Raw genomic sequence first — 24,359 nt, forward strand, 5'->3', positions numbered from 1 at the left:
GGTGACCATATGCAAGCATGTCCAGATTTCGGCCGGAACGGGACGGTGACGTCGTGTCTGGATCTTTGGGCCTGCTGTCGGGTTCCCTGTGCCCGGCTCGCTGTCGTGGGACGAAGGGCAGAACAGATGCCGCCTTACCTGGCCGCCGGCTCGTCCGGCGTGTGCGGGAATCACGTGTCCTGTTCGTCCCGCCAGCCGCCAGGTTCGGGGTGGTAGCCGTAGGCGGCGGCCCGCACCGTGTCCTCGTCCTCCAGTCCGGAGCCGATCGTGCCGCCGACGGTGGCCAGCGAGCTGATGATCCAGGCCAGCGTCAGGTAGTCGGTGAGATCGACCGGCCGCTGCAGGTTCTGTTCCAGCACGGAGGTGTCGATCAGCAACGCCGCGGCGAGTGTCGTTCCGGCGAACAGCACCAGATAGGACGTCGCGGCGGCCAGGGTGAGAGTGAGGATTGTGCCCAGGTTGAACAGCCGGGCCAGCTCAGCCGGTGTCTTGCCGTCCGGTTTCTCCCACAGGCCGTGCGCGATGATCAGCCAGGTCACCAGCGCCGTCAGCCCGAGAAGCATGATCACGGTGAGGCGGAGTCCGTCGAGCGCATCGCCCATTTCCCAGATGGTGTTGGTGGTGAGCGCGAATGCGGCCGTGGCGAAGGCGCCGGCCAGGAGTTTGGACAGGCCCAGCAGGGCGCGCCCCGGGCGGTTGGCCCGGATCATTCCGGTCAGCAGCCGCACCCGGCCGGCCCACCGCGAGGCGACGTAGCCCAGTTCCCCGGTTTCGGCCTTGCCGACCACCCGGTGAACGGCGGCGACCTGGCGGTCCAGCTCGGCCGGTGCCCGGCCGGCCGGCGGCACCCGCTCCTCGGAAGTGCCGTCGAGCAGCCGGCCCACGAGAGCCGGGACGGCGGCGCGCAGTGCTCGCAGCTGGCGCAGGCCCAGCGCGGGCAAGGACACCGCCGCGACCCGGCGCCGGGCGGACGTGTGTGCGACCAGCGGCACCCGCTCGGTGTGCAGCGGCAGGTCGGTCAGGCAGATGGCGACGTCCCACCGGGCGTCGGCGCGCCGGCGGGCGAGATCGTCGAGCAGCGCCTCGACGCCGCCGTCCCGGCGCGGAGCCACGTCACCCCAGTCTTCCCGGACGATCCACCGCACGTGTGGGTCCACCTGCTCGGCGAGCCGTTCGGCCAGCTCGGCAGCGAGCCGCGTGACCACTTGCGCCGGATAGTCCGGCGGGGTCGCCACGAGCCCGACGACGATCTGCGGCCGGTGCGGCTCACTGATGGCCATGGGCGCTCCTCGCCGGTAGCCGGGCGGAATCCCGGCACTGACTACCCACCGTGACGCGACACATGCGACTGTGTCGGGTCGCGCGTACAGGCAAGGCCGCCGACATCGGCCTGGGGCCGCCCGTGGTGCAGCTGCTCTCAGGACGACCGGTTGAGCAGCCCAGGGCAGGGAAGACCGCTTCACCCATCCTCAACACGACCTCAACGAGGCCCGGCCTGGCTTCACTCCTCCAGCGGATTCACGAGCGGAGGAGATGACATGAAGGCCATCGCAAAGTTCGGTACCGCAGTCGCGGCGGGTACGTTCGCCCTGGTGCTCGCGGGCGGGACGGCGCAAGCGGCGCCCCAGGCCCTGACCCCCGCGGCGACCTCCAGCGCCGCCGGGGCCCCCTCCAGGGCAAACAGCCCTCGTCGCCGAATCGTCGTCAAGATCGCCTTTGTAGCGTCCCCATCCGGGCGATCCGCTGCTGCGCCGGGCCGGGCGAGATGGCGTGGCGGCGAACGCCGTCACCGCGCAGGGCCGAGCGGCAAGTCAGACTATGCCCGCCGGAAGCCCCATATGATCGGATTGGGCGCAGGGGAAGGTCGTGCACCTCCGGCGATCGGGTGGATGCGCCGTGACTGCTGAGGATCTTCATGTTGCACGGCCGTCAGGCGGAACAGGCCCGGATCGACCAGATGCTCGATGGACCGGGCGGCGCTCTGGTGGTGCGCGGCGAGGCGGGCATCGGCAAGACGGCCCTGCTGGAGTACGCCGCCCGGCGGACGCCCGGGCGCGTGCTGCGAGTCGCCGGGGTCGAGTCGGAGGCCGAGCTGCCCTTCGCCGCCCTGCACCTGCTGTTACGCCCCGTTCTCGACGGCGTCGGCGCGCTGCCCACGCAGCAGGCGGAGGCGTTGCTGGGCGCGCTCGGCCTCGGCGAGGCGACCCGAGGAGACCGCTTCCTCGTCGGCCTGGCGACCCTCAGCCTCCTCGTGGAGTTGTCTGCGGAGGAACCCCTGGTCTGCCTGGTCGACGACGCGCAGTGGCTGGACAGCGAATCCGCCGACGCCCTGGTGTTCGCCGCCCGCCGCCTGCACATCGAGCCCGTCGTCGTTCTGTTCTCGGCGCGGGAGGACGGCGGGACCTTCCCCGGCGGGGCGCTGCCCGAGCTCCGGCTGGACAAGCTCGACGCCGACACGGCGGGGCATCTGCTGGCCGAGCAGGCGGCGGACCTGCCGCTCGCCGTCCGCGATCAGCTCGTCGCCGAGGCGCAGGGCAACCCGCTGGCCCTGGTCGAGCTGCCCCGCATGCTCAGTCCCGAGCAACGTGCGGGCGCCTTCACCCCTCTGGCCTTCTCCCTCGGGCCGGTGGAGCCGGTGACGGACCGGGTGCTCGCGAGCTTCCGCGACCGGATCGCCGCTCTCCCCGCCGCCACTCGTTCCTGCCTGCTCACCGCGGCCCTGGACGACCGCGGCGAGCTGAAGGTTCTCGCCGCCGCACTCGGCCGGCTCGACGCCTCGCTGGCGGACTTCGCGCCGGCGGAGCGAGCCGGACTGGTCCAGGTCAGCGCGGCCGGTGTCGTCTTCCGTCACCCACTGGTACGCACAGCGGTCCTGCTCGCCTGCGACATCGCCGCCCGGATGGCCGCACACCGGGCCCTGGCGGATGCGGTCGACGACGACCGCCGCGCCTGGCACCTGGCGGCCGTCACCCTGCGACCCGACGAGGACGTGGCCGGTGAACTGGAGAGCCTGGCGCTGCGCGCCCGGCAGCGCGGCGGGCAGGCGACGGTCTCGGCAGCCTACGCGCGGGCGGCCGAGCTGTCCGCCGACCCCGCCCACGCCGTACGCCGGTGGACGACCGCCGCCGGTGCGGCCGCCGAGGCGGGGCTGAGCCGGCGGGCGGCCGAGCTGGTCGCGGCGGCGCTGCGGCAGGCGGGCTCGTTGACGCTGGACCGATCGGTCCTGGCCGAACTCGCCCGCGTGCGGGCACAGCTCGCGTTCGAGGCCGGCAGGCCGCTGGAGGCCGTGCGGCTGCTGCAGGAAGGCGCCGAGACGGCGGATCCCTCCACGGTGCTCTCGCTGCTCGGCCTCGCCGGCTTCTACGCCTGGACCAGTGCGCCCCACCCCGATCAGATCGCGCTGGCCCGTCGCACCGAGGAGCTGACACCCGACGGTGGCGGGCTCGCCGCCGCGGTGCGCGCGATCAGCCGTGGCTTCCGCATGATCCTGGAAGGGGACACCACCCCCGTACCGGCCTTCCCCGACGGTATGGGCGAGCCGGCGGCCGTGCCGTTCGAGGTTCGCATGGTCATCACCTACCACGCGATCGTCCGCGCAGAACGCGAGGAGATGCTCACCGGCGCGACCGCCCTGGTCGAGGAGTGCCGGGCGCAGGGGCGTCTGGGCCGCCTCCCTCAGGCCATCACGCTCCTCACCATCGCCCAGCTGGTCGACGGGCGCCACCGGTCGGCGCGTGCCATGGTGGCCGAGGGGCTGAACCTGGCCGCCGACGTCGGCCGGCCGTTCTGGCGCGGCTACCTGGGAGGCGTCCAAGCCTGGCTGTACGGGGTGGCGGGCATGGAGGAGGAGTGGGCCGCGTGCACCGCCGAGGCCCTTCGGCACGCCGACGACAGGTCCTGGCTGCCGGCGGGCACGTGGGCCGAGTACGGGCGGGTGATCCTCGACCTCGGGCTGGGTCGCAACCAGGCGGTGCTCGACCGGCTGGACAGGGTGACGGAGGGCGCCTCGCGGCACGCGTTCATCTGGAGGTATGCCTGGCCGGACTACGTCGAGGCGGCCGTCAGGGCGGGCGCGCCGCGACGCGCCGAGCCGGTCCTGCGCCGCTACGCGACCTGGGCCGAGGGCGTCGGGCAGCCCGGTCCGCTCGCCGTGCTGCATCGGGCACGAGCCCTGCTGGCCTCCGACGAGCAGGCCGGGGGCCTCTACGAGCGTGCGCTCGTCCTGCACGGCCGGCACGAGCAGCCCTTCGACCAGGCCAGGACCCGCCTGGTGTACGGCGAGTGGTTGCGCCGCCAGCGGCGGCGCGCTGAGGCCCGCGTCCAGCTCGAGACAGCGATGGAGGCCTTCGACCGGCTGGACGCCTCCCCGTGGTCCGCCCGCGCGGCCGGGGAACTGCGCGCCACCGGCGCCTCGCCGGCCCGTCGCGTCAAGGCCGACGACCCGCTGGCCACGCTCACCCCGCAAGAGCTCCAAGTGGTACGGCTGGCCGTCACCGGCGCGTCGAACCGGGAGATCGGCGCCCAGTTGTTCCTCAGCCCGCGCACGGTCGCCTACCACCTGTACAAAGCCTTCCCCAAGCTGGGCGTCTCCTCGCGCGGTGAACTGGCCATGCTGGGCCCGATGACCTAAGCGGGCCGCGGCGGCTCCAGCAGGATGACGGAAGCGACGTCAGGGCGGCCGTTCCTAGCGTCTCCTCCATGAACGTTCCCACCTACTCCCTCGCCGAGCGCGACCGCCGCTGGTCACTCGCACGGGAGATCATGGAAGCCGAGGGCGTGCAGGCGCTCATCGCCTACGGCGAGCACGAGTGCGCGGACCTCGCGCCCTTCGCGCCGGATGTCTACTTCACCAACGACCGTCCCGGCGCGATCGTCATCTTCTGCCGTGACGCCGACCCGATCGAGCTGACCTGGTCGACCCTGCCGGTCGCCGACCACATCCAGGCGCTGCGCCGCGGCGAGGAGCTGTGGATCCCGCCCGAGCGCATCCGCGTCGCCAAGCACGCGGCCGGGGTGGTGGAGGTCCTGCGCGAGCACCGCCTGGAGAGCGGGAAGGTCGGCGTGCTCGGTCTGGACCCCTACCCGCCCTTCCACATCAACCCGATCATGCCGCACGGCCTGTGGAACCAGGTGCTGGCCGAGTTGCCCGGCGTGGAGTTCCAGCCGGTCGGGCTCAGCTATCTGTTCGCCACCATCTGCCAGTCGGAAGAGGAGCTGGCCGTCGTCCGCCACTCCGCCGCCACGGGCGACGCCATGGCCGGGGCGATGGTCGAGGCGGCCCGGCCGGGCGTGAGCGAGGCCGACGTGTACGCCGCGGGCATGGCGGCCGCTTTCCGCCGCGGGCTGGCGGCTCCTGACATGCTGATCTCCTCCGGGCCCGGGTTCGTCTCCTGGGGCCCGCCGGCCTGGTCCTACCGGCCGCAGGCGCCGCGCGTCATCGAGGACGGCGACGTGATCATGGCGGAGGTGTTCTGCCGGTTCGGCATGAAGGAGACCCAGCACCAGGTCGCCATCGCCGTCGGCGAGGTCCATCCCGACATCGAGGTGGGCGCCAAGGTCGCCCGCGCCGCCTACGAGGCCGGGCTGGCCGCCGCCCGTCCCGGCAACACCTTCGGCGACCTGGTCGAGGCCATGCGCGCGCCGCTGGAGGAGGCCGGGGCCTGGAACGTGCACCCGCTGGTGCACACGCTCAACCCCATGGGGCCGGTGTGCGGGTTCGGCGCCGGGCTTCGCCGCCTGCCCGAGGCCGCCCGCTACGGACGGCTGTTCGAGGTGCCCACGATGGGCGGCGAACTGCCCCTCGCCCCCGGCATGACCTTCGCCTTCGAACCCAACGCCGTCATCGGCGACCGCCTGACCAACCTGGGCGGCACCGTCGTCATCGGCGAGGACGACCCCGTCGAACTGAACCCGCTGACCGCACAGCTGCTGAGGAGCCGGCCGTGATCACCATCGACCACACCACGACGTACGCGCGGCCCGCCGCCGCCGTCTTCGCCGTCCTGTCCGACCCCGCGCGTTTCCCCGAATGGCAGGCCGACGTCCTGGAGTCGCGGGCGGACGGGCCGCTGCGCGACGGCGTCCACGTCGAGCAGGTACGCAAGGTGATGGGCCGCCGCACCGAGATCGGCCTGACGGTCACCGACTACGTGCCGGGTGAATCGCTCACGCTGCACACCCCGCCGCAGGCCAAGCCGGGGGTGAGCCAGGCGTACCGGGTCAGCGACGTCGACGGCGGCTGCCGGGTGGAGTTCCGGCTGGAGCTGGAGGGGGTGCCGAAGATGGCCGAGCACCTGGTGCGCGCCCAGCTCGGCAAGCAGGTGCCGCAGCTCTTCGAGCGCTTGGGGACGCTGCTGTGAGCATGCACATCCCCGAGCGGGAGATCGCCGAGCGGCCCGCGGCCTACAACGGGCCCAACCTGTCGCCGGTCGGTCTGGAGCTCGTCCCGAGGCGACTCGCCGACGGCGTCCACGCGCTGATGGCCGTCCCGGCGCCCAAGGACAACAACGGGCTCATCGCCGGACGAGACGCCGCGCTCGTGGTCGACGCCGGCATCACCCCTGACGTCTCGCGCACGATCCAGTCGCTGGCCGCCGAGCTGACCGACCGGCCGCTGCGCTACCTGGTCAACACGACCTACCACGGTGATCACACGTTCGGGAACATGGCCTTCCCCGCCGACACCGTGATCATCTCCTCTCGCGCCAACCGCGACAACATGTCCGACCTCGGCTTCGAGAAGCAGGTCAGATCGGGCAATATGTACGGCGACGAGGCTCTCTTCGACGCGGTGACCACCTGGCGACTTCCCGATGTCGTCTTCGACTCCTTCGCCGAGGTCGACCTGGGCGGCCGGACGGTCGAGCTGTGGCACTTCGGGCCCGGCAACGGCCCCGGCGACACCGTGGTCCACGTGCCCGACGTCAGGACGGCGTGGACCGGCAACCTGCTGTGCCACGCCGGCATCGCCCACATGCTGCTGCAGGGCGGGCCCGCGCCGTACCTCGCCACCCTGCGTGCCATGAAGGCGGCGCTGCCCGAGATGCGGACCATCGTGCCCGGCCACGGCCCCGCCGGCGACGGCCACCGGGCCATCGACGCCCTGATCTCCTACCTCGAACGGCTCCACGAGGAGGTCCACACCGCGACGCGGCAGGGCCGCACCTTGGAGGAGACCACACGGACCTGCACAGATCCGTGGGCCGAACGCCTCGACCCGGCGCTCGCCTCCGCCCTCGGGCCGCCCCAGGCTCAGGACGCGATGCTGCACCTGTGCCGCAACCTGCACAGACTCAACATCCTGACCACCTACCGGCTCTACACGATGGAGGCATCCGCCGGGTAGGGAACGACCCCGACGAGGGTGATGCTGGTGGCCGGCCGGAGCCGGCCACGGCCTTTCCCCCGTACGGATGGCGGCTGCGGCAGTTGCGTGGATACACAGCGGATACGTGGCCGCGTGGTCGCCGATACGGGGTCGCGACGGGGCGGGAACCTGGGCCCTTCAGGGTGGGCGACGTACGCCTGACGGCGTGCCCCGCGCGCTTGCAGGTGTGCGGGCAGGACCGTCGAAAGATGCGACCATGTTCAGCACCCGTGAAATCCCAGGCACTCGTCCGGCGCGCGTGGCGGTCGCGTGCCTGGTCGGCCTGGCGAGCCTCGCAGCCGCCGGCGCGGCCGAGGCTCGCACCGGCGAAGACCCTCTGACGTGGCGTGCATGCGCCAAGACGGCCAAGGACTGGCCCGTCGAGAACGACACCAGGACCGAATGCTCCTTGCTGACGGTTCCCCTGGACTACGCGAACCCGCAGGGCCGCAAGATCAAGATCGCCGTGAGCAGGATCAAGGCCGCCGACCCTGGCAAGCGCCGTGGTGTGCTGGTCATCAGTCCCGGCGGTCCCGGCATCAGCAACATCGACGCGCCGGCGACGTACGCCCCGAGCAGGCTCGGCGCGCTGGCCGTCGACCATGACCTGATCGGGTTCGATCCCCGGGGCGTGGGCTACAGCGACAAGATCAAGTGCACCGCGGAGGAACCGTCGCCCGCCGCGTCCGCCAAGAGCCGGGAGTCGCCGTCCAGCACCTCCCCCAAGGAGGCGGCGAAGGCCGGGTTCGCCGAGACGGCCGCGTACAACAAGCGGTGCGCCGCCAAGGATCCGGCCTTCGTCCAGCAGTTGACCACCACGAACATAGCGCGTGACGTGGATTCGATCCGCGCGGCCCTCGGCGAATCGAAGATCAACTTCTACGGGGTGTCCTACGGCACCGCGGTGGGCGCGAACTACCGGTCGCTGTTCGACAACCGGGTGAACGCGATGTGGCTGGATTCGGTGATGCCCCCCGTCATCGACCTGGCCGCCATGGACGCCACGACGGACGCGCTCAACGAGAAGCGCTTCAACGCCTTCGTTCCATGGCTGGCGCGGCACGACAGCGAGTTCCACTTCGGGACGACCGACGCCGTGGTCCGCCGGACCATCCTCACGCTGCACGACGAGCTTCGCCGGGCACCGCGTCGGGTGGACGCGAACACAGTGCTCGACGGCGAGTGGGTCAGGCAGCAGCTGGGAGGCGGGCCCAGCAGCTGGATCTCCGCCGCGAGGGATCTCGCCACCGTCCGCGAAGGCGGGGTCCCGCTGTCGGCGCGTCCCGCTCCGGAGGCCGCGAAGGTGTTCGGGTTCGACGAGACCCCGCTGGGCCTGAACCTGATCCAGTACCAGGCGATCTTCTGCAACGAAGGTGTCGGCGGCCGCGATTTCGAGCAGATGTGGGCGGCCGCGCAGGCTCGGCGGGCCGCCTTCCCCGCGACCGGCGGCTATTTCGAGCGCAGCGGCTGGTGCGGGGAATGGCCGTGGGCCGCGCGCCCGTGGAAGCCGGTCAGGGGAACCAGCCCGCTGCAACTGTCCGGCCACGCCGACGAGGACACCACGCCGTACGCCTGGGCGGTGGACACGGCGAAGGCCACCGGCGGTGCTTTGCTGACGGTTCAGGACGACGCGCACGCCTCGCTGCGCCGGCTGCCCTGCGCCGCGAAGGTGATCGACTTCTTCCGCACCGGCCGTACCGTCGCGGGCACCTGCCCCGGTACGCGCTGACCGCGGTCCCCTCCCATGAACGGACATGAGATGCGTGTGTTTCGGCGAATCGGCGCGGCACTGGGCGCCGCCCTCCTCGGCCTCAGCCTGCCGGCCCTCCCCGCGCGGGCGGCGACCGCGGACCTGGCGGGCGCCGTCAACGTGGACGGTTGCTCGGGATCGCTGGTGCGGATGCCGGCCAGCGCGGCCGACGACCGGGCCTTCGTCCTGACCAACGGGCACTGCTACGAGGGCACCTGGCCGGTGCCGGACGAGGTGCTGGTGGACCAGCCGTCCCACCGCGTGGTCGACCTGCTCGACGGCGCCGGCGAGCCGGTGGCCACCCTGCACGTGGCCAGAGCGGTCTATGTGACCCTGACCGGCACCGACGTCGCGTTGTACCAGCTGGACCTGACCTACCGGCAGTTGGAGCGGGCCTACCGCGTCCGGCCGCTCACGGTGTCGGCCGAGCGTCCCGCGCCGGGCACGGACATCCGGGTGGTCTCCGGAAGCATGAAGAAGGTCTTCTCGTGCGAGATCGACACGCTGGTCCACCGGGTGCTGGAGGTGGGCAACGTGACCAAGGACGTCATCCGTTACACGCGGAAGTGCGACACCGGCCACGGCACCTCGGGATCCCCGATCGTCGACGCCAGGAGCGGCAAGGTCGTCGGCATCAACAACACCAGCAACCACGACGGCGGCCGATGCACGCTGGACAACCCGTGCGAGATGAACCGCGACGGCGTCATCAGCGTGCGCAAGGGCATCGCCTACGGGACCCAGACGTACTGGCTCGCCACCTGCGTCAGCGCGGGGAACCGGCTCGACCTGGAGCGCCCCGGCTGCCTGCTGCCCAGGCCGGACCCGCGGCTCTCCGCGAGGTGAGGCCGTCTCCTCGCATCACGTGAACCAGGTGATCTCCTGGCCGTGCGATCGGGTCCAGGCCAGCGGCCGCCCGTCCAGCGCGAGCACGTGGTGGTTCGCCTCGTCCGGCGGCGTCGGGAGCGGGTCGTAGGGCAGCACGTCGGGGGTCTCGTTCGAGATCCAGTGTCCGGGGAGCCCGCGTACCGTCTCGGCGAAGGCCATCCGTCGCGGCATCGGCACGTGGTACAGCACCGAGCTGTGGAACACCACCAGCGTCGCGTCGGGCGGGGACTGCGCGGCCAGGGCCGGCAGGTCGTCCACCAGATCGCCCCGTACGAGCAGCGGCGGGTCGGCTGCGACGACGGCCGCGGCCGCCCGCAGCCTGGCCCGGCGGTGCGCGTGCTCGGGCCAGATGAGGGCGTCGAGCCAGGCCAGATCCGCCGGGTCGGTCACGTCGAGCGGGTTCAGGTCCAGGCCGGCCCGCCACACCACCTGGGGCAGGCCGGTCGGCGGCGTCATGCCGGCGGCCGTGCAGGCGAGGACCGGGTCACCGGAGCCGACCAGGTGATCGCCGTAGCGGTAGCCGTACCGGTCGGGGTAGAGGCACAGCCCGGCCGACGCGCCGACCTCCAGCAGCGCGAGCGGCTGCGGGAGCGCGTTGAGCACCGGCAGCAGGACGGCGCATCGTCCGGCCTCGTTCGTCTGGGTGATCCGGGTGCGCATCTCCGCCTCGATCACGGGCCAGTTCGCCACCGTGTAGTCGTGGAACGCGGCCGGATCGTCGACCGGCCCGCCGAGCAGCCGGACCACGCCGAACAGCAGGTTCGGCTGCCGTTTGGCCGGCGGAAGCGCGGCGAGCAGAGCCAGGAGGTCCAGATCCCGCGTCACCGCGGATGCCAGGCGTTGGTACGTGGGCGACACACCGTGCGCCTCGCGGGCGGCGAACTCGGCGTAGATCGCAGCGATCGTCATGCTCCGATGATCGCAGGGAGCTTTTCCAGCACTCGGCCGGGCGCGTGTCCTACAGGCTGCTGCGGGCCCGGTCGTCCTGGGTGTGCGGGAGCCGGCCGGCGCGTGGTCCATCGGCGTACCGAGCCGGTCACCTGCTCGCCGGCCAGGGGGAAGGCTGAGCAGGACGGGCCGGATGATCCCCTTGCGTTTTCATCCCGCGCGACGGATCATTTCGTGCGCATCGTACCGTTTCCCTGCGAATCAGGAAGGACGATCCATGATCCGTCGCGTACTGGCCGTCGCGGTCCTGGCCGCCGCCACGCTCGCCACCGTCCCGGCCGCCGCGCAGGCCCTGCCTGCCTGCCCGGTCGGCTACCTGTGCAACACCCAGTACTTCTCCGACGCCGCGCGCACCCACCTGGTGGGCGTCAGGACGCAGTTCTGCGACCGTTCGGTCTCGACCTGGGGCACGCTCAGCGGTTACGTCACCTGGTCCTCCAGCCCCTGCAACTGACGGCGGGCCCCCGGACGGGGCCGGGGAGCCTCAGTCACTCGTCCTCCTGCCGGAGCCTCGGGGACGGCGCGGGCCCGGTTCGCGGCCGGGCGGCTGGCAGACCTGCTGCTCCGGCGCCGGTCGCGACGGGTTGGGCCGGGTGACCTCCGTCCTGTCCAGGAGGATCCGCTCGCCGTGGTGGGTCACCGTGATCGACGGCCCCCGCAGCAGCTGGTAGACCGTCGCCTCCGGGGTGACGCCGACGCTCAGCAGGCTGCCGCGGTAGCGCAGCCGGAAGGCGAGCCGGGTGATACCGGGAGGGAGTGAGGGGGCGAAGCAGATCCGTCCCCGACCCGCGCGCATCCCGCCGAAGCCCGAGACGAGCGCGATCCACGCCCCGGCCAGCGAGGCCATGTGCACGCCGTCCATGGTGTTCCGCTCCAGGTCCGCCAGGTCCATCAGCGCCGCCTCGCCGAGATAGCGATAGGCGAGCTCCAGATGGCCCACCTCGGCGGCGATCACCGCCTGGGTGCAGGCCGACAGGGACGAGTCCCGTACGGTCAGCGGCTCGTAGTAGGCGAAGTTGCGGGACTTCTGCTCCGGGGTGAAGGCGTCCCCGCGCAGGTGCATGGCGAGCACCAGGTCCGCCTGCTTGACCACCTGCTTGCGGTAGAGGTCGAAGTACGGGAAGTGCAGCAGCAGCGGATACCGATCGGGCCCGGTGGCCGCGAAGTCCCAGAGCGCGTGCTGGGTGAAGCCCTCGCACTGCGGGTGGACCCCGAGCCGCTCGTCGTAGGGCACGGACATCGCCTCCGCCGCGTCCCGCCAGCGGCGGATCTCCTCGGCGGTGACCTGGAGCCGTTCCGCCGGGCCCGGATGGCGGTCCGCGGCCTCGGCCGCCGCGCGCAGGTTCTGCTGGGCCATCAGGTTCGTGTACACGTTGTCGTCGACCACGGCGGTGTACTCGTCGGGGCCGGTCACCCCGTCGATGCGGTAGCGCCCGGCAGCGTCGTGGTGGCCGAGGGCGCACCACAGCCGGGCCGTCTCGACCAGCAGCGGCAGGCCGGTCCGCTGTTCGAACGACAGGTCCTGGCTGGCGTCCACGTACTGGATCGCCGCGTGCGCGATGTCGGCGTTGACGTGGAAGGCCGCGGCTCCGGCGGGCCAGTAGCCGGAGCACTCCTCGCCGTGGATGGTCCGCCAGGGGAAGGCGGTGCCGTGCAGGCCGAGCTGCCGCGCGCGCTCGCGGGCGAGCGGGATCGTGGCCCGCCGCCAGCACAGCGCGTCCGCGACGGCCGCCGGATGGGTGTAGGTGAGCACCGGCAGCACGAAGATCTCGGTGTCCCAGAAGGCGTGCCCGTCGTAGCCGGAGCCGGTCAGGCCCTTGGCCGGGATGGCGCGCTCCTCCAGGCGCGCGGCCGACTGCAGCAGATGGAACAGCCCGAAACGCACCGCCTGCTGCACCTCGGCGTCGCCCTCCACCTCGACGTCCGCGCCTTCCCAGAAGTCGTCGAGGAAGCGTCGCTGGTCGGCGTGCAGGCCGTCCCAGCCGTCCAGGCGGGCGGAGGCCAGCGCCGCGGCCACCTGGTCGTGCAGCGCGGCCCGCGAGCGCTGCGCCGACCATCCGTAGGAGAAGAACTTGACCAGTCGCAGCGTCTGGCCGGGCGCCAGGCGGGTGGCCACGGTCAGCCGGCTGATGTCGTCGGTGCCCTGCGCCTCGATCCGGGTGCCGTCCGGCCCGTCGATCTCGTGGCACATCCCGGCGGCCACGCGCAGGCCGCTGGCCCGGGTGCGGTGGACCATGATCGCCGTTCCGTCGCTGCTCGGCAGGTTCTCCTCCGCGACCAGCGGCGCGTGCAACGGCGCGGCGGCGCGCGGGTCCCTGCTCTCGTAGGTCTGGGTCTCGTTGGCGATCAGCTCCGACTGGACGACCACGCGCAACGGCCGCTCGACGGCCTCGACCTCGTACAGGATCGCGGCGACCGCGCGGTGGGTGAAGGACACCAGCCGGGTGGAGGTGATCCGGACCGGGGCCCCGGTCGGGGAGCTCCAGTGGGCCGTGCGGGTCAGGGTGCCGGCGCGCAGGTCGAGGACCCGTTCGTGCTGGTGGAGCGTCCCGTACCGCAGGTCGAACGGCTCGTCGCCGACCAGCAGCCGGATCACCTTGCCGTTGGTGACGTTCACCACGGTCTGTCCCGATTCCGGGTACCCGTAGCCCGCCTCCGCGTACGGCAGCGGCCGCACCTCGTAGAACCCGTTGAGGTACGTGCCCGGCGCCCCGTGCGGCTCGCCCTCGTCCAGGTTGCCGCGCAGCCCGATATGGCCGTTGGACAGCGCGAACACCGACTCGGTCTGCGCCAGCACCCGCAGGTCGAGATGCCGCTCCCGGACCGCCCACGGCTCGACGGTGAACGCCGGATGCCGGATCATCGGGCCTCCCGGGACGGCGGCTCCAGCAGGTCGGCCAGGTCGGTGACCACGACGTCGGCGCCGTGGTCGCGCAACGCCTCCGCCTGCCCCGCCCGGTCGACGCCGACGACGTGGCCGAACCCGCCCGCCCGGCCGGCGGCGACCCCGGCCAGGGCGTCCTCGAACACCGCCGCCTCGGACGCCCGCAGCCCCAGCGCCTCGGCGCCCGCCAGGTACATGTCCGGGGCCGGCTTGCCGGCGAGCCCGCGGTCCCGGGCCACGACGCCGTCGATGCGGGCCTCGAACTGCGCGGCGAGCCCGGCGGCGGCGAGGACCTGCTCGGTGTTGGCGCTGGAGGACACCACCGCGCGGCGCAGCCCCGCGTCCCGGACCGCGGCCAGGTAGCGGACGGAGCCGGGGAACACCTCCACGCCGTCCCGGTCGATGATGGCCTGCACCAGGGCGTTCTTGCGGTTGGACAGGCCGGACACGGTCATCGTGCCGGGCGGGTCGTCCGGTGTCCCCTCGGGCAGGCTGATGCCTCGGGAGTCGAGGAAGCTGCGCGCGCCGTCCGCCCGTTTCTTGCCGTCGACGTAGCGGTCGTAGTCGGCGCCCGCGTCGAAGGGGACGAACGCGGCCCCGGTCTGCTCGCTCCAGGCCCGCAGGAAGTCGTCGAACATCGACTTCCACGCCCTGGCGTGCACGGTGGCGGTACGCGTCAGCACGCCGTCCATGTCGAACAGGCACCCCCGAATCCCGTCAGGCAGCCCCAGCATGGATCCCCCGTTTCCCCTCACACCAGCTCCCACCTGCGCATACCCTCCGCCTTCGGTCCTCATCCGCGCGGCGCCCGGGCGGCGTTTGCCCACGTCGCCGAGGGGCATGTCGGCTGGACGGCGTGAGGTGCCATGGGTGCGCCGCATCGGGGGAAGGGGAGCCCATGCCGCTCGTCAACGTGAAGGTGATCGAGGGTGTGTTCAGCGCCACCCAGAAGGCCGAGATGGTCAGGAAGCTGACCGACACGATCGTCGCCATCGAGGGTGAGCACATGCGTGCGCTGACCTTGGTCGTGATCGAGGAGATCAAGAGCGGCGACTGGGGTGTGGGGGGACAGCCGGTGACGGCCGCCGACGTGCAGGCGCTGGCGTCGGGCGGGCCCGGCTGACGCCCTGCGGGCGCTACGCGTCCGCCCCTCCTTCCGGTGCCGCGCTCTGGACGTCCAGTGCGGCGAGGGTCTCCCGTAGCCAGGCGATCTCGGTCCTGCTGGTCGCGGTGGCGATCGTGAACAGGCCCTTGCGGAACGGGTCGTCGAAGTCGGCGGCCCGCAGGGGGCGGTCGCCGTCCCAGAAGAAGCTGGCCGGTTCGGTGAGGAAGGTCAGTCTGCGTCGCAGCACACCCGCCTGGAGCGCGGGGTCGTCGAGGTGGCGTAGGAACGCCAGCATCGTGAACCAGCGGTTCTCGTCGGTGACGAACGGCTCGTCCGGGTCGGCGAGCCGCCGCCGGAGCTCGGCGCGCCCGGCGGCGGTGAGGGTGAGCACGTGTCTGGGGGCGGCCTGGGCGCCGGGCTGCAGGTCGCGTTGGAGCAGGCCGTCGCGCTCCAGGCGTTTGATCGCCGGGTAGAGGGTGCCGTCGGCGATGGGCCGGACGTGTCCGGTCAGGGCGGCGACGCGTTTGCGCAGCTCGTACCCGTGGAGCGGTTCGTCGTAGAGGAAGCCCAGGATCGACAGCTCAATCATCCCGCTATGCTATCTCGATGTCGTGGTACATCGACATCTAGGTATCTCGGAGGGGATGGTTGTGAGAGACGCGCAGGTGCTGCCGGACGGGAGCCGCATCCGCTGGGCCGAGGCGGCCGGCCGGGAGCCGGTCCGCGTTTACGTGCACGGGCTGGGCGCGGCGGCGGCGCCGTACTTCCTGGAGGCCGCGAGCCGGCCGGAGCTGGCCGGGCACCGCAGCCTGTTCGTGGACCTGCTGGGGTTCGGCACCAGCGACCGGCCCACCGCGTTCGGCTACACCATGGAGGAGCACGCGGACGCGCTCGCGACCGCGTTGCGGGCGGCGGACGTGCGCGCGGCGCAGGTGGTCGCGCACAGCATGGGCGGGACGATCGCGGTGCACCTGGCCGAGCGGCATCCGGAGCTGGTGGCCGAGCTGGTGCTGGTGGACGCCAATCTGGACCCGGCCGAACCCGCCCCGCGGCCGGGCGGCTCGGGCATCGCCGCCTACACCGAGGCAGACTTCGTCCGGCACGGCTGGGAGGAGACGCTGACCCGGGTCGGGCCGCACTGGGCGGCCACGATGAGGCTCGCCGGACGGGAGGCGCTCTACCGCAGCGCGGTCCACCTGGCGCGCGCGGACGTGCGGGGACGACTGCGGAGGCTGCCGATCCCGCGCGCCTACCTCTACCCGGGGTCGGACGGCGAGCTCGGCGGGGCGGCCGAGCTGGCGGCCTCCGGGGTACGGCTGATCGCCGTCCCGGACACCGGCCACAACATCATGATCGACAACGTGGACGGTTTCGCCAGGGAGGTGAGCGGGTTGCTCAGCGGCCGGTGAGCAGGCCACGTTTCCCGTGCTCGGGATCCCGTCGGCGGCAGGTCTGGCGAAAGGGCGCCTGACCCCACCCTGTTGACCCCCGCGTGCGCGGGAATTGGGGTGACCGATTCCCGCGATCCAACCCGTGACAAAAGGGCTGACAAGCGCTTGAATGGCGCTCGAACATGAAGAGTCACATCGGGCTGGTGGGCCGGAGTGCGGAGCTGGAGCGGCTGCTGGCGGCCGTCGTCCATCCGCCCGCTCTGGCCGTCGTCGAGGGTGAGGCGGGCATCGGCAAGACCCGCCTGGTCTCCGAGCTGGCCGCGCGGGCCGGCCGGCCGGTGTTCCTGGGGCGGTGCGCGCACATCCGGGAGCCGTTCCCCCTCGGCCCGCTCCTCGACGCCGTGCGCGGCATCGGACTCGGCATCGGCGCGAACGGGACGCTGTCCCCCGTCACCGGCGCGTTACGGCCGCTGCTGCCGGAGCTGGCCGGACAGTTGCCGCCCGCCCCCGAGCCGCTGCAGGAGCGGGCGGCCGAGCGGCACCGGATCTTCCGCGCGCTGTCGGAGCTGCTGGGCTCTCTGGGCGAGGTCGTGCTGGTGCTGGAGGACCTGCACTGGGCCGACGAGCAGACGCTGGCCTTCCTCGGTTACCTCATGGGCGAGCCGCCGCCGGGGTTGTCGGTGGTGCTGACGTTCCGGGGCGAGGAGGTCGCGCTGGACGCCAGGACGATCGCGGCGCGGGCGGCACCGTCGGTGTCGCGGGCCCAGGTGGGCCTGGAGCCGCTCGACGTGGCCGAGACCCGGGAGCTGATGACCGCGATCCTCGGGTCGGAAGGGGTGTCGGAGGAGTTCGCCGCCCATCTGTGCGAGCGGACGTCGGGACTGCCCTTCGCGATCCAGGAGATGGTGGCGCTGCTGCGCGAGCGCGGGACGCTGATCAGGCGCGGACGCGGATGGGCGCGTAAGGCCATCGACGAGCTGAACGTCCCGACGGCGCTGCGCGACTCGGTCCTGGAGCGGGTGGGCCGGCTGCCCGCCGGGGCGCGGGCCGTGGTGGAGGCGGCCGCGGTGCTGCAGGTGCCGGTGCCCGTGCCGGTGCTGGTGGCGATCTGCGGCCTGGAGCGCGCGGACGCGCTGGCCGGGCTGGAGGAGGCGCTGCGTTCGGGGCTGCTGAGCGAGCACACCGCGCTCCCGCGCGGCGCCCCCGACGGCTCGGCGCGCACCGCGGGTGTGGGGTTCCGGCACATGCTGGCCCTGCAGGCGGTGTACGAGAGCATCGCGCTGCCCCGGCGTCAGGTGCTGCACGGGCGGGCGGCCGAGGCGGTCGAGCGGTTGCGGCCGGTGCCGATCGGGCAGATCGCGCATCACCTGCGGCACGCCGGGATGATGGAGGAGTGGGCCAGGGCGGCCGACCGGGCCGCGGCCGAGGCGGGCCGGCACGGCGACGACAGCGAGGCGGCCCGCCTCCTCGGCGACGTCCTGCGCGAGGCCCCGCCCGAAGGCAAGCTGCTGGAGGACATGGCGGTGCGCTTCGGCTGGGCCTCCGTCCAGGGCCTGCACGCCCAGCCCGGCTTCGGCCAGATGGACGATCTGCTGCGCCGCGACCTCGCGCCGGGCGTGCGCGGCGAGCTGCACTTCCTGTACGGCCTGCTCCTGGAGAGGGCGGGCGCCGCCCCGGAACTGCGGCGGGAGCAGTTCGCCACGGCGGTGCGCCACCTCGGCGACCGTCCGGAGCTGGCGGCCTGGGCGATGGTCGGGCTGGGCGTGCCGACCTCGGCCGGGGTGTCGCCGGCCGAGCACGTCTACTGGCTGGACCGCGCGCTGGAGACCGCCGAACGGCTCGGCGGCAGCCCGTCGCTGCAGCTGTCGGTGCTCGGCAAGGTGGCGATGGTGCTCACCACCATCGGCGACCCGCGCTGGACGTCGCTGATCGAGCGGATGACCCGGCTGGCCGGCGGCCGTCCGGAGTCCCGGCGGGAGGTCGTCGCGTTCTGGTCGGTCGGCGACGAGACCTGTTACGCGGGCCATTACGCGGTGAGCGAGCGGCTGCTGGACGCCGCGCTGCGCAGCGGGCTGAAGATCGACAGCAGCCGGCGGCTGGAGTACCTCATCCGGTCCTCCCTGGCGGTGCTGCGCTACTTCCGCGGGGAGTGGACGGGCCTGGCCGACGAGACCGCCCTGCTGCTGGACGCGCTCGACGAGCAACCGCACCAGCGCGTCACGGCCGAGCTGGTCGCCCATTGCCTGGCCGTGGCGCGGGGTGAGATCGAGGAGGGGGCACGCAGGCTCCGCGCGGCCGTCGGGCGGGCCGTGGAGGTCGGCGCGGTGGACGCGCTGCCGCCGGCGGTCGAGATGTTGCTGCGCCTGGGCACGGTCCGGGGTGAGCCGCCGGACGAAGAGCTGGTCGGGATGCTGGCGGGCTGGCGGGCCAAGGGGCTGCAGCCGCTGGCCGTCCGCGCGCTGCCGGCCCTGGCGGGCGCGCTGGTCGCGGCGGGCCGGACGGTCGAGGCCGGCCTTTTGTGCGCGGAGCTGGAGCGGGAGCTGGACGGGCTGGACGCGCCGCTGGCGCCCGCGGCGCTGGCCCACGCCCAGGGGTTCGTGACGGGAGATCCGGAGCGCTTCCTGGCGGGCGCGCACGCCTACGACGAGCTGGGCGGCCGGTACGAGGCGGCCCAGTGCCGCGCGCTGGCCGCGACCGCCCTGCTCGACGGCGGCGGCGAGGGCGAGCGCGGCGACGGCGAGCGCGGCAAGGGCGGCGGCGAGGGCGAGGGCGGCGGCGGCGATCCCGGGCGGGCCGGAGCGCTGCTGGGGGCCGCCATCGCGGTCTTCGAGGAGCTGGGGGCACGGTGGGATCTCGACCGGGCGGCGAGCACGGCCAGGCGGCACGGCGTGGCGGGGCCCGTCCGGTACCGGGGCGGCACGCGCGGCTACGGTGACGCGTTGTCGCCGCGCGAGGCCGAGGTGGCCGAGCTGGCCGCGACCGGGCTGAGCAACAGGGAGATCGCCAAGGAGCTGTTCCTGTCGCCGAAGACGGTGGACAAACATCTGAGCGCGGTGCTGCGCAAGCTTGGGCTGCGGTCGCGGGCGGCGCTCGGGCAGCGCATGAGCGGATCCGCCTGACCCATCCCCACGAATGGGGATTTTTCCCCATAGCTGGGTGTGTGCCACTGTCATCACGCTTGTCCCATGGACAGCCCGGACGAGCCCACTGAGACCGAGGACGCCGCAGAGCCGGCCCCGGCCCCGGACGACCACGAAAGCCCCGCCGACGCCCCCGTGACCACCGCCGACGACGACGGCTGGGTCGAGGCGTGATCCCCCACCGAGGACAGGAGCCCGCATGAGCATCTTCAGTCCGCGCTCACGAGCGGTGGTGATCAGCACGACCGCGGCGCTGGTCGCCGGACTGGGCCTGACCGGCTCGACGGCCGGCGCGGCGACCGGCACACTGACCGGCACAGCGACCGGCGTGCCGGCCGCCGGCCCGGTCATCCCGTACGAGGACGCCCCGGCCGTCGCCCGGGAGCAGCCCGCGGCCCCTGCCCGCCGGACCACCGTCACCCTCGTCACCGGCGAGCAGGTCCGCCTGGACGTGGACGAGCAGGGCCGGCAGAGCACCACCGTCCTGTCCCCCGGCGCGGCGCAGGCCGGCGGCACCTACCTGAGGTTCGGCTGGCACGGCGACCAGTACGTCATCCCGAGCACGGCCGTGCCGTTCCTGGACCGGCTGCTCGACCCGCGCCTGTTCAACGTCAGCCACCTGGCCAGGACCGGCAACCGGCCCGTCCCGGTCAGGGCCGCGACGGGCCGGCTCGCCGCGCTGGGCGCCACGATCACCCCGGACGAGGCTCCGGCCCTCGGCCGCGTGCTCGCCGAGGAGTGGCGCGCGGGCCGCGGCGGGACGCCGGCCGGCGTCGCGCGCATCAGCGCGCCGGACGACGCGCCGCCCTCACCGTTCCAGCGGCCCGCGACCGCGAAGGCGGCGGCCGGCGCCTACCACACCCTGTCGATCGACGGCGTCGACCTGGACGGCAAGCCCGGCGCGGTCGTCGCCTACGTGCACAGCGTCGACGACACCGATCTCGGCTTCTACACGATCAACTATCCCGGCGAGACCGGCGAGGTCGCCTTCAGCGTGCCGGAGGGCACCTACGCCGTCGAGGCGAGCGTGTTCACCGGGCCGGCCGACGACCTGACGAGCCGCGCGGCGTTCGTCGTCCAGCCGGAGTTCAGGGTCGGCGGCGATGTGCGGGTCACGCTGGACGCCCGCACCGCCGTGCCGTACGACGTCGAGGTGGAGCAGCCCACCGAGGGCATGTACCGGCAGGACATGTTCGCCTTCGTCAGGAAAAGTGAGGCGGGCAACTCGGCCGGGGTGGACGCGTGGGGGCTCGGAGCCTTCCAACTGGTCGCGTTCCGGATCGTGTCCAACCCGGACTTCGGCAGCCAGCCGCTGTACGCGACGCCGACCAGGCCGGTGCGCAAGGGCAGTTTCAGCTTCGCCGCCTACACCCAGCTGACCGAGACCGCGTCCGGTTCGCCCGGAAAGCCCAGCTACCGGCTCGTCCTCCCGTACGCCGAGGGCGTGCCCGGGAGCCTGACCCGCAGGGTGCGGAACGCGGAGCTGACCACCGTCCGCTCCACGATCGTGCGCAGCCCGTACGGGCAGCAGGACCGGTTCGAGCTGTTCCCCGAGGTCTTCCTGCCCTGGACGCAGAGCGCGCTCGGGGTCGGCGCGGCCGTGCTGCCGGGCGAGCGCACCGACTACCTGTTCAGCGGCTCCCCCGACATCACCGTCTGGCACACCGCGTTCAACTCCGACGACGGCGCGCGGCACTACAACCAGCGCCGCACCCTCAGGCCGGGTTCGGTGGTGCGCGAGGTGTGGAACAAGGCGCCGGGCGTGCCGTCGCGCACCGCGCCCTACCGGCAGGAGTCCACCATCGGCTTCGGCGGCGACTCGCCCCTCGTCGACGACCCGTTCGCGACCCTCTGCGTGGCCTGCCGCCAGGGAGACCTGGGCATGATCTATCCGCAGCGGTTCGCGGATGCGACGCCGGGCCACTACTCGACCGGCAACAGCTGGGACGAGCACTCCGGCCTGGACTTCTACCGCGACGGCGAGCTGGCCTTCACCTCCGACAACCGCATCACCGGCAACCTCGGCGCCCAGGCGGCCGACCTGCCGATGTTGCCCGAGCCGGCCGTCTACCGGCTGGTGTGGAAGCAGGACCAGCGCGCCGAGCTGGCCGGCACGCCGGTCACGACCGACTGGACGTTCCGCTCGGGTCCCGCCGACCAGCGGGCCAAGCTGCCGAAGAGCGCGTCGTGCGTGCCCGACGCCACGCGCGAGTGCTCGTTCCTGCCGCTGCTGTTCCTCCGTTACGACCTGCCGCTCGACGCCGCGTCGAAGGCGAAGGCCGGGCCGTTCGAGGTGGCGTTCGCGGTGGAGAGCCAGGAGCACATGGCCGCGCCGAAGGGCGTCGAGGCCACCGTCGCGGTCTCCTACGACGACGGCGCCACCTGGAGCGAGCCGCTGACGGCGCACCGGCGGGCCGACGGCCTGTTCGCCGCCACGATCCGGCACCCGGACTCCGGCGGGTTCGTCTCCCTGCGGGTCAGGGCGCACGACCGGCAGGGCAACGCCGTCGAGCAGACCGTCGTCCGCGCCTACGGCCTGACGAGCTGAAGGAGCTCATCATGGTGAAACTCATCGCGGCGGCCGCGGCCGCCCTGCTCCTCGCCGGGCCCGCCGTTCCGGCGCAGGCCGATCCCGCGCGCTCCTGCCCGGCCGCGCGGGCCGGGTCGGCCGGCTGCCTGCTGACCGCCCGTCCGGCGGCGGAGGCCAAGGCGGCCGGGCTGCCGCAGCCGTTCTCGGCCGCCGACCTGCAGCAGGCCTACCGGCTGCCGTCGGCGCGGCTGGGCGGCGGCCAGACGATCGCGGTCATCGTGCCGTACCACAACCCGAACGCGGGCAACGATCTCGCCGTCTACCGCAAGGCGAACGGGCTGCCGCCCTGCGAGGGGGAGTTCGACTGCTTCCGTCAGGTCAACCAGCGCGGCGGCGACGAGCCGCCGGGCACGAACCCGGACTGGTCGCTGAACAGCAGCGCGGCGCTCGACATCGCCGCGGCCGCCTGCCCCAACTGCAGGCTGCTGCTGGTCGAGGCCGACGACGCCGGCGCCGAGAACCTCGGCCTGGCCGTCGACCAGGCCGTCAGGCAGGGGGCCACGGTCGTCACCACGCCGTACGGCCTGCCGGAGTACGCCGGCGAACTCGCCCACGCCGCCCATTACGCGCACCCCGGCGTGCCCGTCACCGCGCCGAGCGGCGACAGCGGATTCCCCGCCAGGACGGGCAGGCAGCTCGTGCCCGCGGCGTACGGGACGGTCACGGCCGTCGGCGGCACCACGCTGTACCGTCAGGCCGGCGCGCGCGGCTGGGGCGAGACCGCCTGGTCCGGATCGGGGTCGGGCTGCTCGGTCTATGTCACGCGGCCCGCCTGGCAGCCGAAGGGGGCGTGCGGCGCCAAGCGCACCGTCGCCGACACGGCCGCCGTGGCGGACCTGCGAACGCCTGTCGCCGTCTACGACAGCTACTCCTACGGCGGCTGGGTCGCGGTCGGCGGCACCCCGATCGCCGCCGCACTGGTGGCCGGGGTGTACGCGCTGGCCGGCAACGGCGACCTGATCACGCCGGGCAGGCAGCTGCAGGCGGGCAAGGGCCACCTGTTCGACATCACGGCGGGCAGGACCGGCGCCTGCGCCGCGCCCGAGCTGTGCAACGCCCGTCCCGGCTACGACGGCCCGACCGGCTACGGCAGCCCCGACGGCATCGGCGCCTTCTAGGAGAGCCCATGAAGACCCTCATTGCCGGCGTACTGCTGGCGACCACTCTCACCACGCCCTCGGCCGCACCGGGAGGCTGCGTGCCGTCCTGGAACGTCGTCGACACCTCCGCGATCACCCCGGTCGGCAGCCATCCGCAGGACGTCACCGTCTTCTCCGCCCGGGAGGCCCTGTTCACCGGCTCCTCCTCCAGCGGGTCACCGGCGGCCTGGATCGGCCACCTGCGCGGCGGCCGGCCACGTGACCACATCCGCCCGCCCCTCCCGCCGCACACCAGGCAGAGCGCCGAGGCCAGCTCCTTCCACTCCCCCAGCGGCGGCTGGCTGCTGCTGGACCACATGGGCACCGGCGCCGACACCACGCAGGCCGCCCGCTGGGACGGCCGGCGCTGGACGCTCCACCCCACGGCCGTCTCACCGGCGGCGGCCACGACGGGTCTCTACCTGGCCGACGTCGCCTCGGTGTCGAAGAACGACGCCTGGGCCGTCGGCTACACCTACGGGGCCAGAAAGGGCGACCTGAACCCGCCCACCGCCGCGCTGATCGAGCGCTGGGACGGCCGGCGCTGGTCGATCGTCGAGAACCCGGCCGCCGGCCGCCCGGAGTCGATCCTGCGCGCCGTCACCGCCGTCGCGCCCGGCGACGTGTGGGCCGTGGGCAACCAGCGTGACGCCGACGGCGTCATCAGCCCGCTCGTCCAGCACTTCGACGGCACGCGGTGGACGGAGGTGCCGGCCCCGCACCCGACGGGCGCCCTCTTCGCGGTCTCCGGCACCGGCCCCGACGACGTGTGGGCGGTCGGCAGCCGGCGCCGCGACGGAACCGACAACCAGGCGGCCGCCCTGGTCATGCACTGGGACGGCACCGCGTGGAGCAGCGTGACGACGCTGCCCGACCTGGGCAACAGCCGCCTCGACAGCGTCTACGCCGCCGCCCCCGGCGACGTCTGGGCCGTCGGGGACGTCGGCCTCGGCCAGGAGGAGGAGTTCCTGCACTGGGACGGCTCCGCCTGGACGACGGTCTCCCATCCCGGGCCGCGCATGAACGGCCTGACCTACAACTTCCTGGACGTGCACGGCAGCGGCCCGGACAACGTGTGGGCCGTGGGCCTGACGATCTCCGAGGTCGACCAGGAGGTGCGGCCGATGGCCGCCAGACTCACCTGCGGAAAGGGCTGAC

General features: G+C 73.0%; 19 protein-coding genes. 14 read left to right on the forward strand and 5 right to left on the reverse strand.

Annotated elements, in window-relative coordinates:
- Positions 1–170: 170 nt before the first annotated feature.
- Positions 171–1,280, reverse strand: a complete 1,110-nt coding sequence (locus ACFYYW_RS43395) for a hypothetical protein (protein WP_387658921.1) — start codon at positions 1,278–1,280, stop codon at positions 171–173.
- A gap of 635 nt (positions 1,281–1,915) precedes the next feature.
- Here ACFYYW_RS43395 and ACFYYW_RS43400 point away from each other — a divergent pair.
- The 6 genes from ACFYYW_RS43400 (at position 1,916) to ACFYYW_RS43425 (ending at position 9,962) form a co-directional block, all read left to right on the forward strand.
- Positions 1,916–4,630, forward strand: coding sequence for an ATP-binding protein (locus tag ACFYYW_RS43400; protein WP_387658924.1), 2,715 nt, complete (start codon positions 1,916–1,918; stop codon positions 4,628–4,630).
- 68 nt (positions 4,631–4,698) lie between these two features.
- A complete protein-coding gene (locus tag ACFYYW_RS43405; RefSeq protein WP_387658927.1) occupies positions 4,699–5,946 on the forward strand; it encodes a M24 family metallopeptidase in 1,248 nt (415 codons plus the stop codon).
- On the forward strand, positions 5,943–6,359 hold the full coding sequence (locus ACFYYW_RS43410; RefSeq protein ID WP_352331135.1) for an SRPBCC family protein: 417 nt from the start codon (positions 5,943–5,945) through the stop codon (positions 6,357–6,359). The genes ACFYYW_RS43405 and ACFYYW_RS43410 overlap by 4 nt, the downstream gene beginning before the upstream one ends.
- Positions 6,360–6,361: 2 nt before the next feature.
- On the forward strand, positions 6,362–7,345 hold the full coding sequence (locus ACFYYW_RS43415) for an MBL fold metallo-hydrolase (RefSeq protein WP_364393835.1): 984 nt from the start codon (positions 6,362–6,364) through the stop codon (positions 7,343–7,345).
- Between the two features lie 187 nt (positions 7,346–7,532).
- Entirely contained in the window at positions 7,533–9,095 is a 1,563-nt protein-coding gene (locus ACFYYW_RS43420) for an alpha/beta fold hydrolase (protein ID WP_387658930.1), read from the forward strand.
- 30 nt (positions 9,096–9,125) lie between these two features.
- The gene (locus ACFYYW_RS43425; RefSeq protein ID WP_387658933.1) at positions 9,126–9,962 is read left to right on the forward strand and encodes a serine protease; all 837 of its coding nucleotides are present in this window, start codon (positions 9,126–9,128) and stop codon (positions 9,960–9,962) included.
- A gap of 15 nt (positions 9,963–9,977) precedes the next feature.
- Here ACFYYW_RS43425 and ACFYYW_RS43430 read toward each other — a convergent pair whose 3' ends face one another.
- Positions 9,978–10,913: a DUF2332 domain-containing protein gene (locus ACFYYW_RS43430; RefSeq protein WP_387658936.1), complete on the reverse strand. Its 936-nt coding sequence runs from the start codon at positions 10,911–10,913 to the stop codon at positions 9,978–9,980.
- Positions 10,914–11,169: 256 nt separating this feature from the next.
- Here ACFYYW_RS43430 and ACFYYW_RS43435 point away from each other — a divergent pair, with 256 nt between their 5' ends.
- On the forward strand, positions 11,170–11,406 hold the full coding sequence (locus ACFYYW_RS43435) for a DUF6289 family protein (protein WP_352329212.1): 237 nt from the start codon (positions 11,170–11,172) through the stop codon (positions 11,404–11,406).
- A gap of 30 nt (positions 11,407–11,436) precedes the next feature.
- Here ACFYYW_RS43435 and ACFYYW_RS43440 read toward each other — a convergent pair whose 3' ends face one another.
- Complete coding sequence (locus ACFYYW_RS43440; protein WP_387658940.1) at positions 11,437–13,815, reverse strand: glycoside hydrolase family 65 protein; 2,379 nt, start codon at positions 13,813–13,815, stop codon at positions 11,437–11,439.
- Complete coding sequence (locus ACFYYW_RS43445; RefSeq protein WP_387658943.1) at positions 13,812–14,570, reverse strand: beta-phosphoglucomutase family hydrolase; 759 nt, start codon at positions 14,568–14,570, stop codon at positions 13,812–13,814. Before ACFYYW_RS43445 ends, ACFYYW_RS43440 begins: the two co-directional genes overlap by 4 nt.
- Positions 14,571–14,734: 164 nt before the next feature.
- On the opposite strand from ACFYYW_RS43445, the gene ACFYYW_RS43450 reads away from it, so the two are divergent.
- Positions 14,735–14,959: a 4-oxalocrotonate tautomerase family protein gene (locus ACFYYW_RS43450; protein WP_352327468.1), complete on the forward strand. Its 225-nt coding sequence runs from the start codon at positions 14,735–14,737 to the stop codon at positions 14,957–14,959.
- Between the two features lie 13 nt (positions 14,960–14,972).
- Here ACFYYW_RS43450 and ACFYYW_RS43455 read toward each other — a convergent pair whose 3' ends face one another.
- Positions 14,973–15,530, reverse strand: coding sequence for a PadR family transcriptional regulator (locus ACFYYW_RS43455; protein WP_387658946.1), 558 nt, complete (start codon positions 15,528–15,530; stop codon positions 14,973–14,975).
- 61 nt (positions 15,531–15,591) lie between these two features.
- On the opposite strand from ACFYYW_RS43455, the gene ACFYYW_RS43460 reads away from it, so the two are divergent.
- From ACFYYW_RS43460 to ACFYYW_RS43485, 6 genes are all read left to right on the forward strand, one after another.
- Complete coding sequence (locus tag ACFYYW_RS43460) at positions 15,592–16,350, forward strand: alpha/beta fold hydrolase (RefSeq protein ID WP_387658949.1); 759 nt, start codon at positions 15,592–15,594, stop codon at positions 16,348–16,350.
- Between the two features lie 164 nt (positions 16,351–16,514).
- Positions 16,515–19,451: a helix-turn-helix transcriptional regulator gene (locus tag ACFYYW_RS43465; protein WP_387658952.1), complete on the forward strand. Its 2,937-nt coding sequence runs from the start codon at positions 16,515–16,517 to the stop codon at positions 19,449–19,451.
- A gap of 66 nt (positions 19,452–19,517) precedes the next feature.
- Positions 19,518–19,646: a hypothetical protein gene (locus ACFYYW_RS43470; RefSeq protein WP_387658955.1), complete on the forward strand. Its 129-nt coding sequence runs from the start codon at positions 19,518–19,520 to the stop codon at positions 19,644–19,646.
- Between the two features lie 25 nt (positions 19,647–19,671).
- Positions 19,672–22,020: a hypothetical protein gene (locus ACFYYW_RS43475; protein ID WP_387658958.1), complete on the forward strand. Its 2,349-nt coding sequence runs from the start codon at positions 19,672–19,674 to the stop codon at positions 22,018–22,020.
- An 11-nt stretch (positions 22,021–22,031) separates the two neighbouring features.
- Positions 22,032–23,180 (forward strand): hypothetical protein, encoded by a 1,149-nt coding sequence (locus ACFYYW_RS43480; RefSeq protein ID WP_387658960.1) that lies wholly within the window; start codon positions 22,032–22,034, stop codon positions 23,178–23,180.
- Positions 23,181–23,188: 8 nt separating this feature from the next.
- Positions 23,189–24,358, forward strand: coding sequence for a hypothetical protein (locus ACFYYW_RS43485; RefSeq protein ID WP_387658963.1), 1,170 nt, complete (start codon positions 23,189–23,191; stop codon positions 24,356–24,358).
- The last annotated feature ends 1 nt before the right edge of the window (position 24,359 follow it).

It is taken from the genome of Nonomuraea sp. NPDC001831 (genome assembly GCF_042892035.1).
GTDB lineage: Bacteria > Actinomycetota > Actinomycetes > Streptosporangiales > Streptosporangiaceae > Nonomuraea.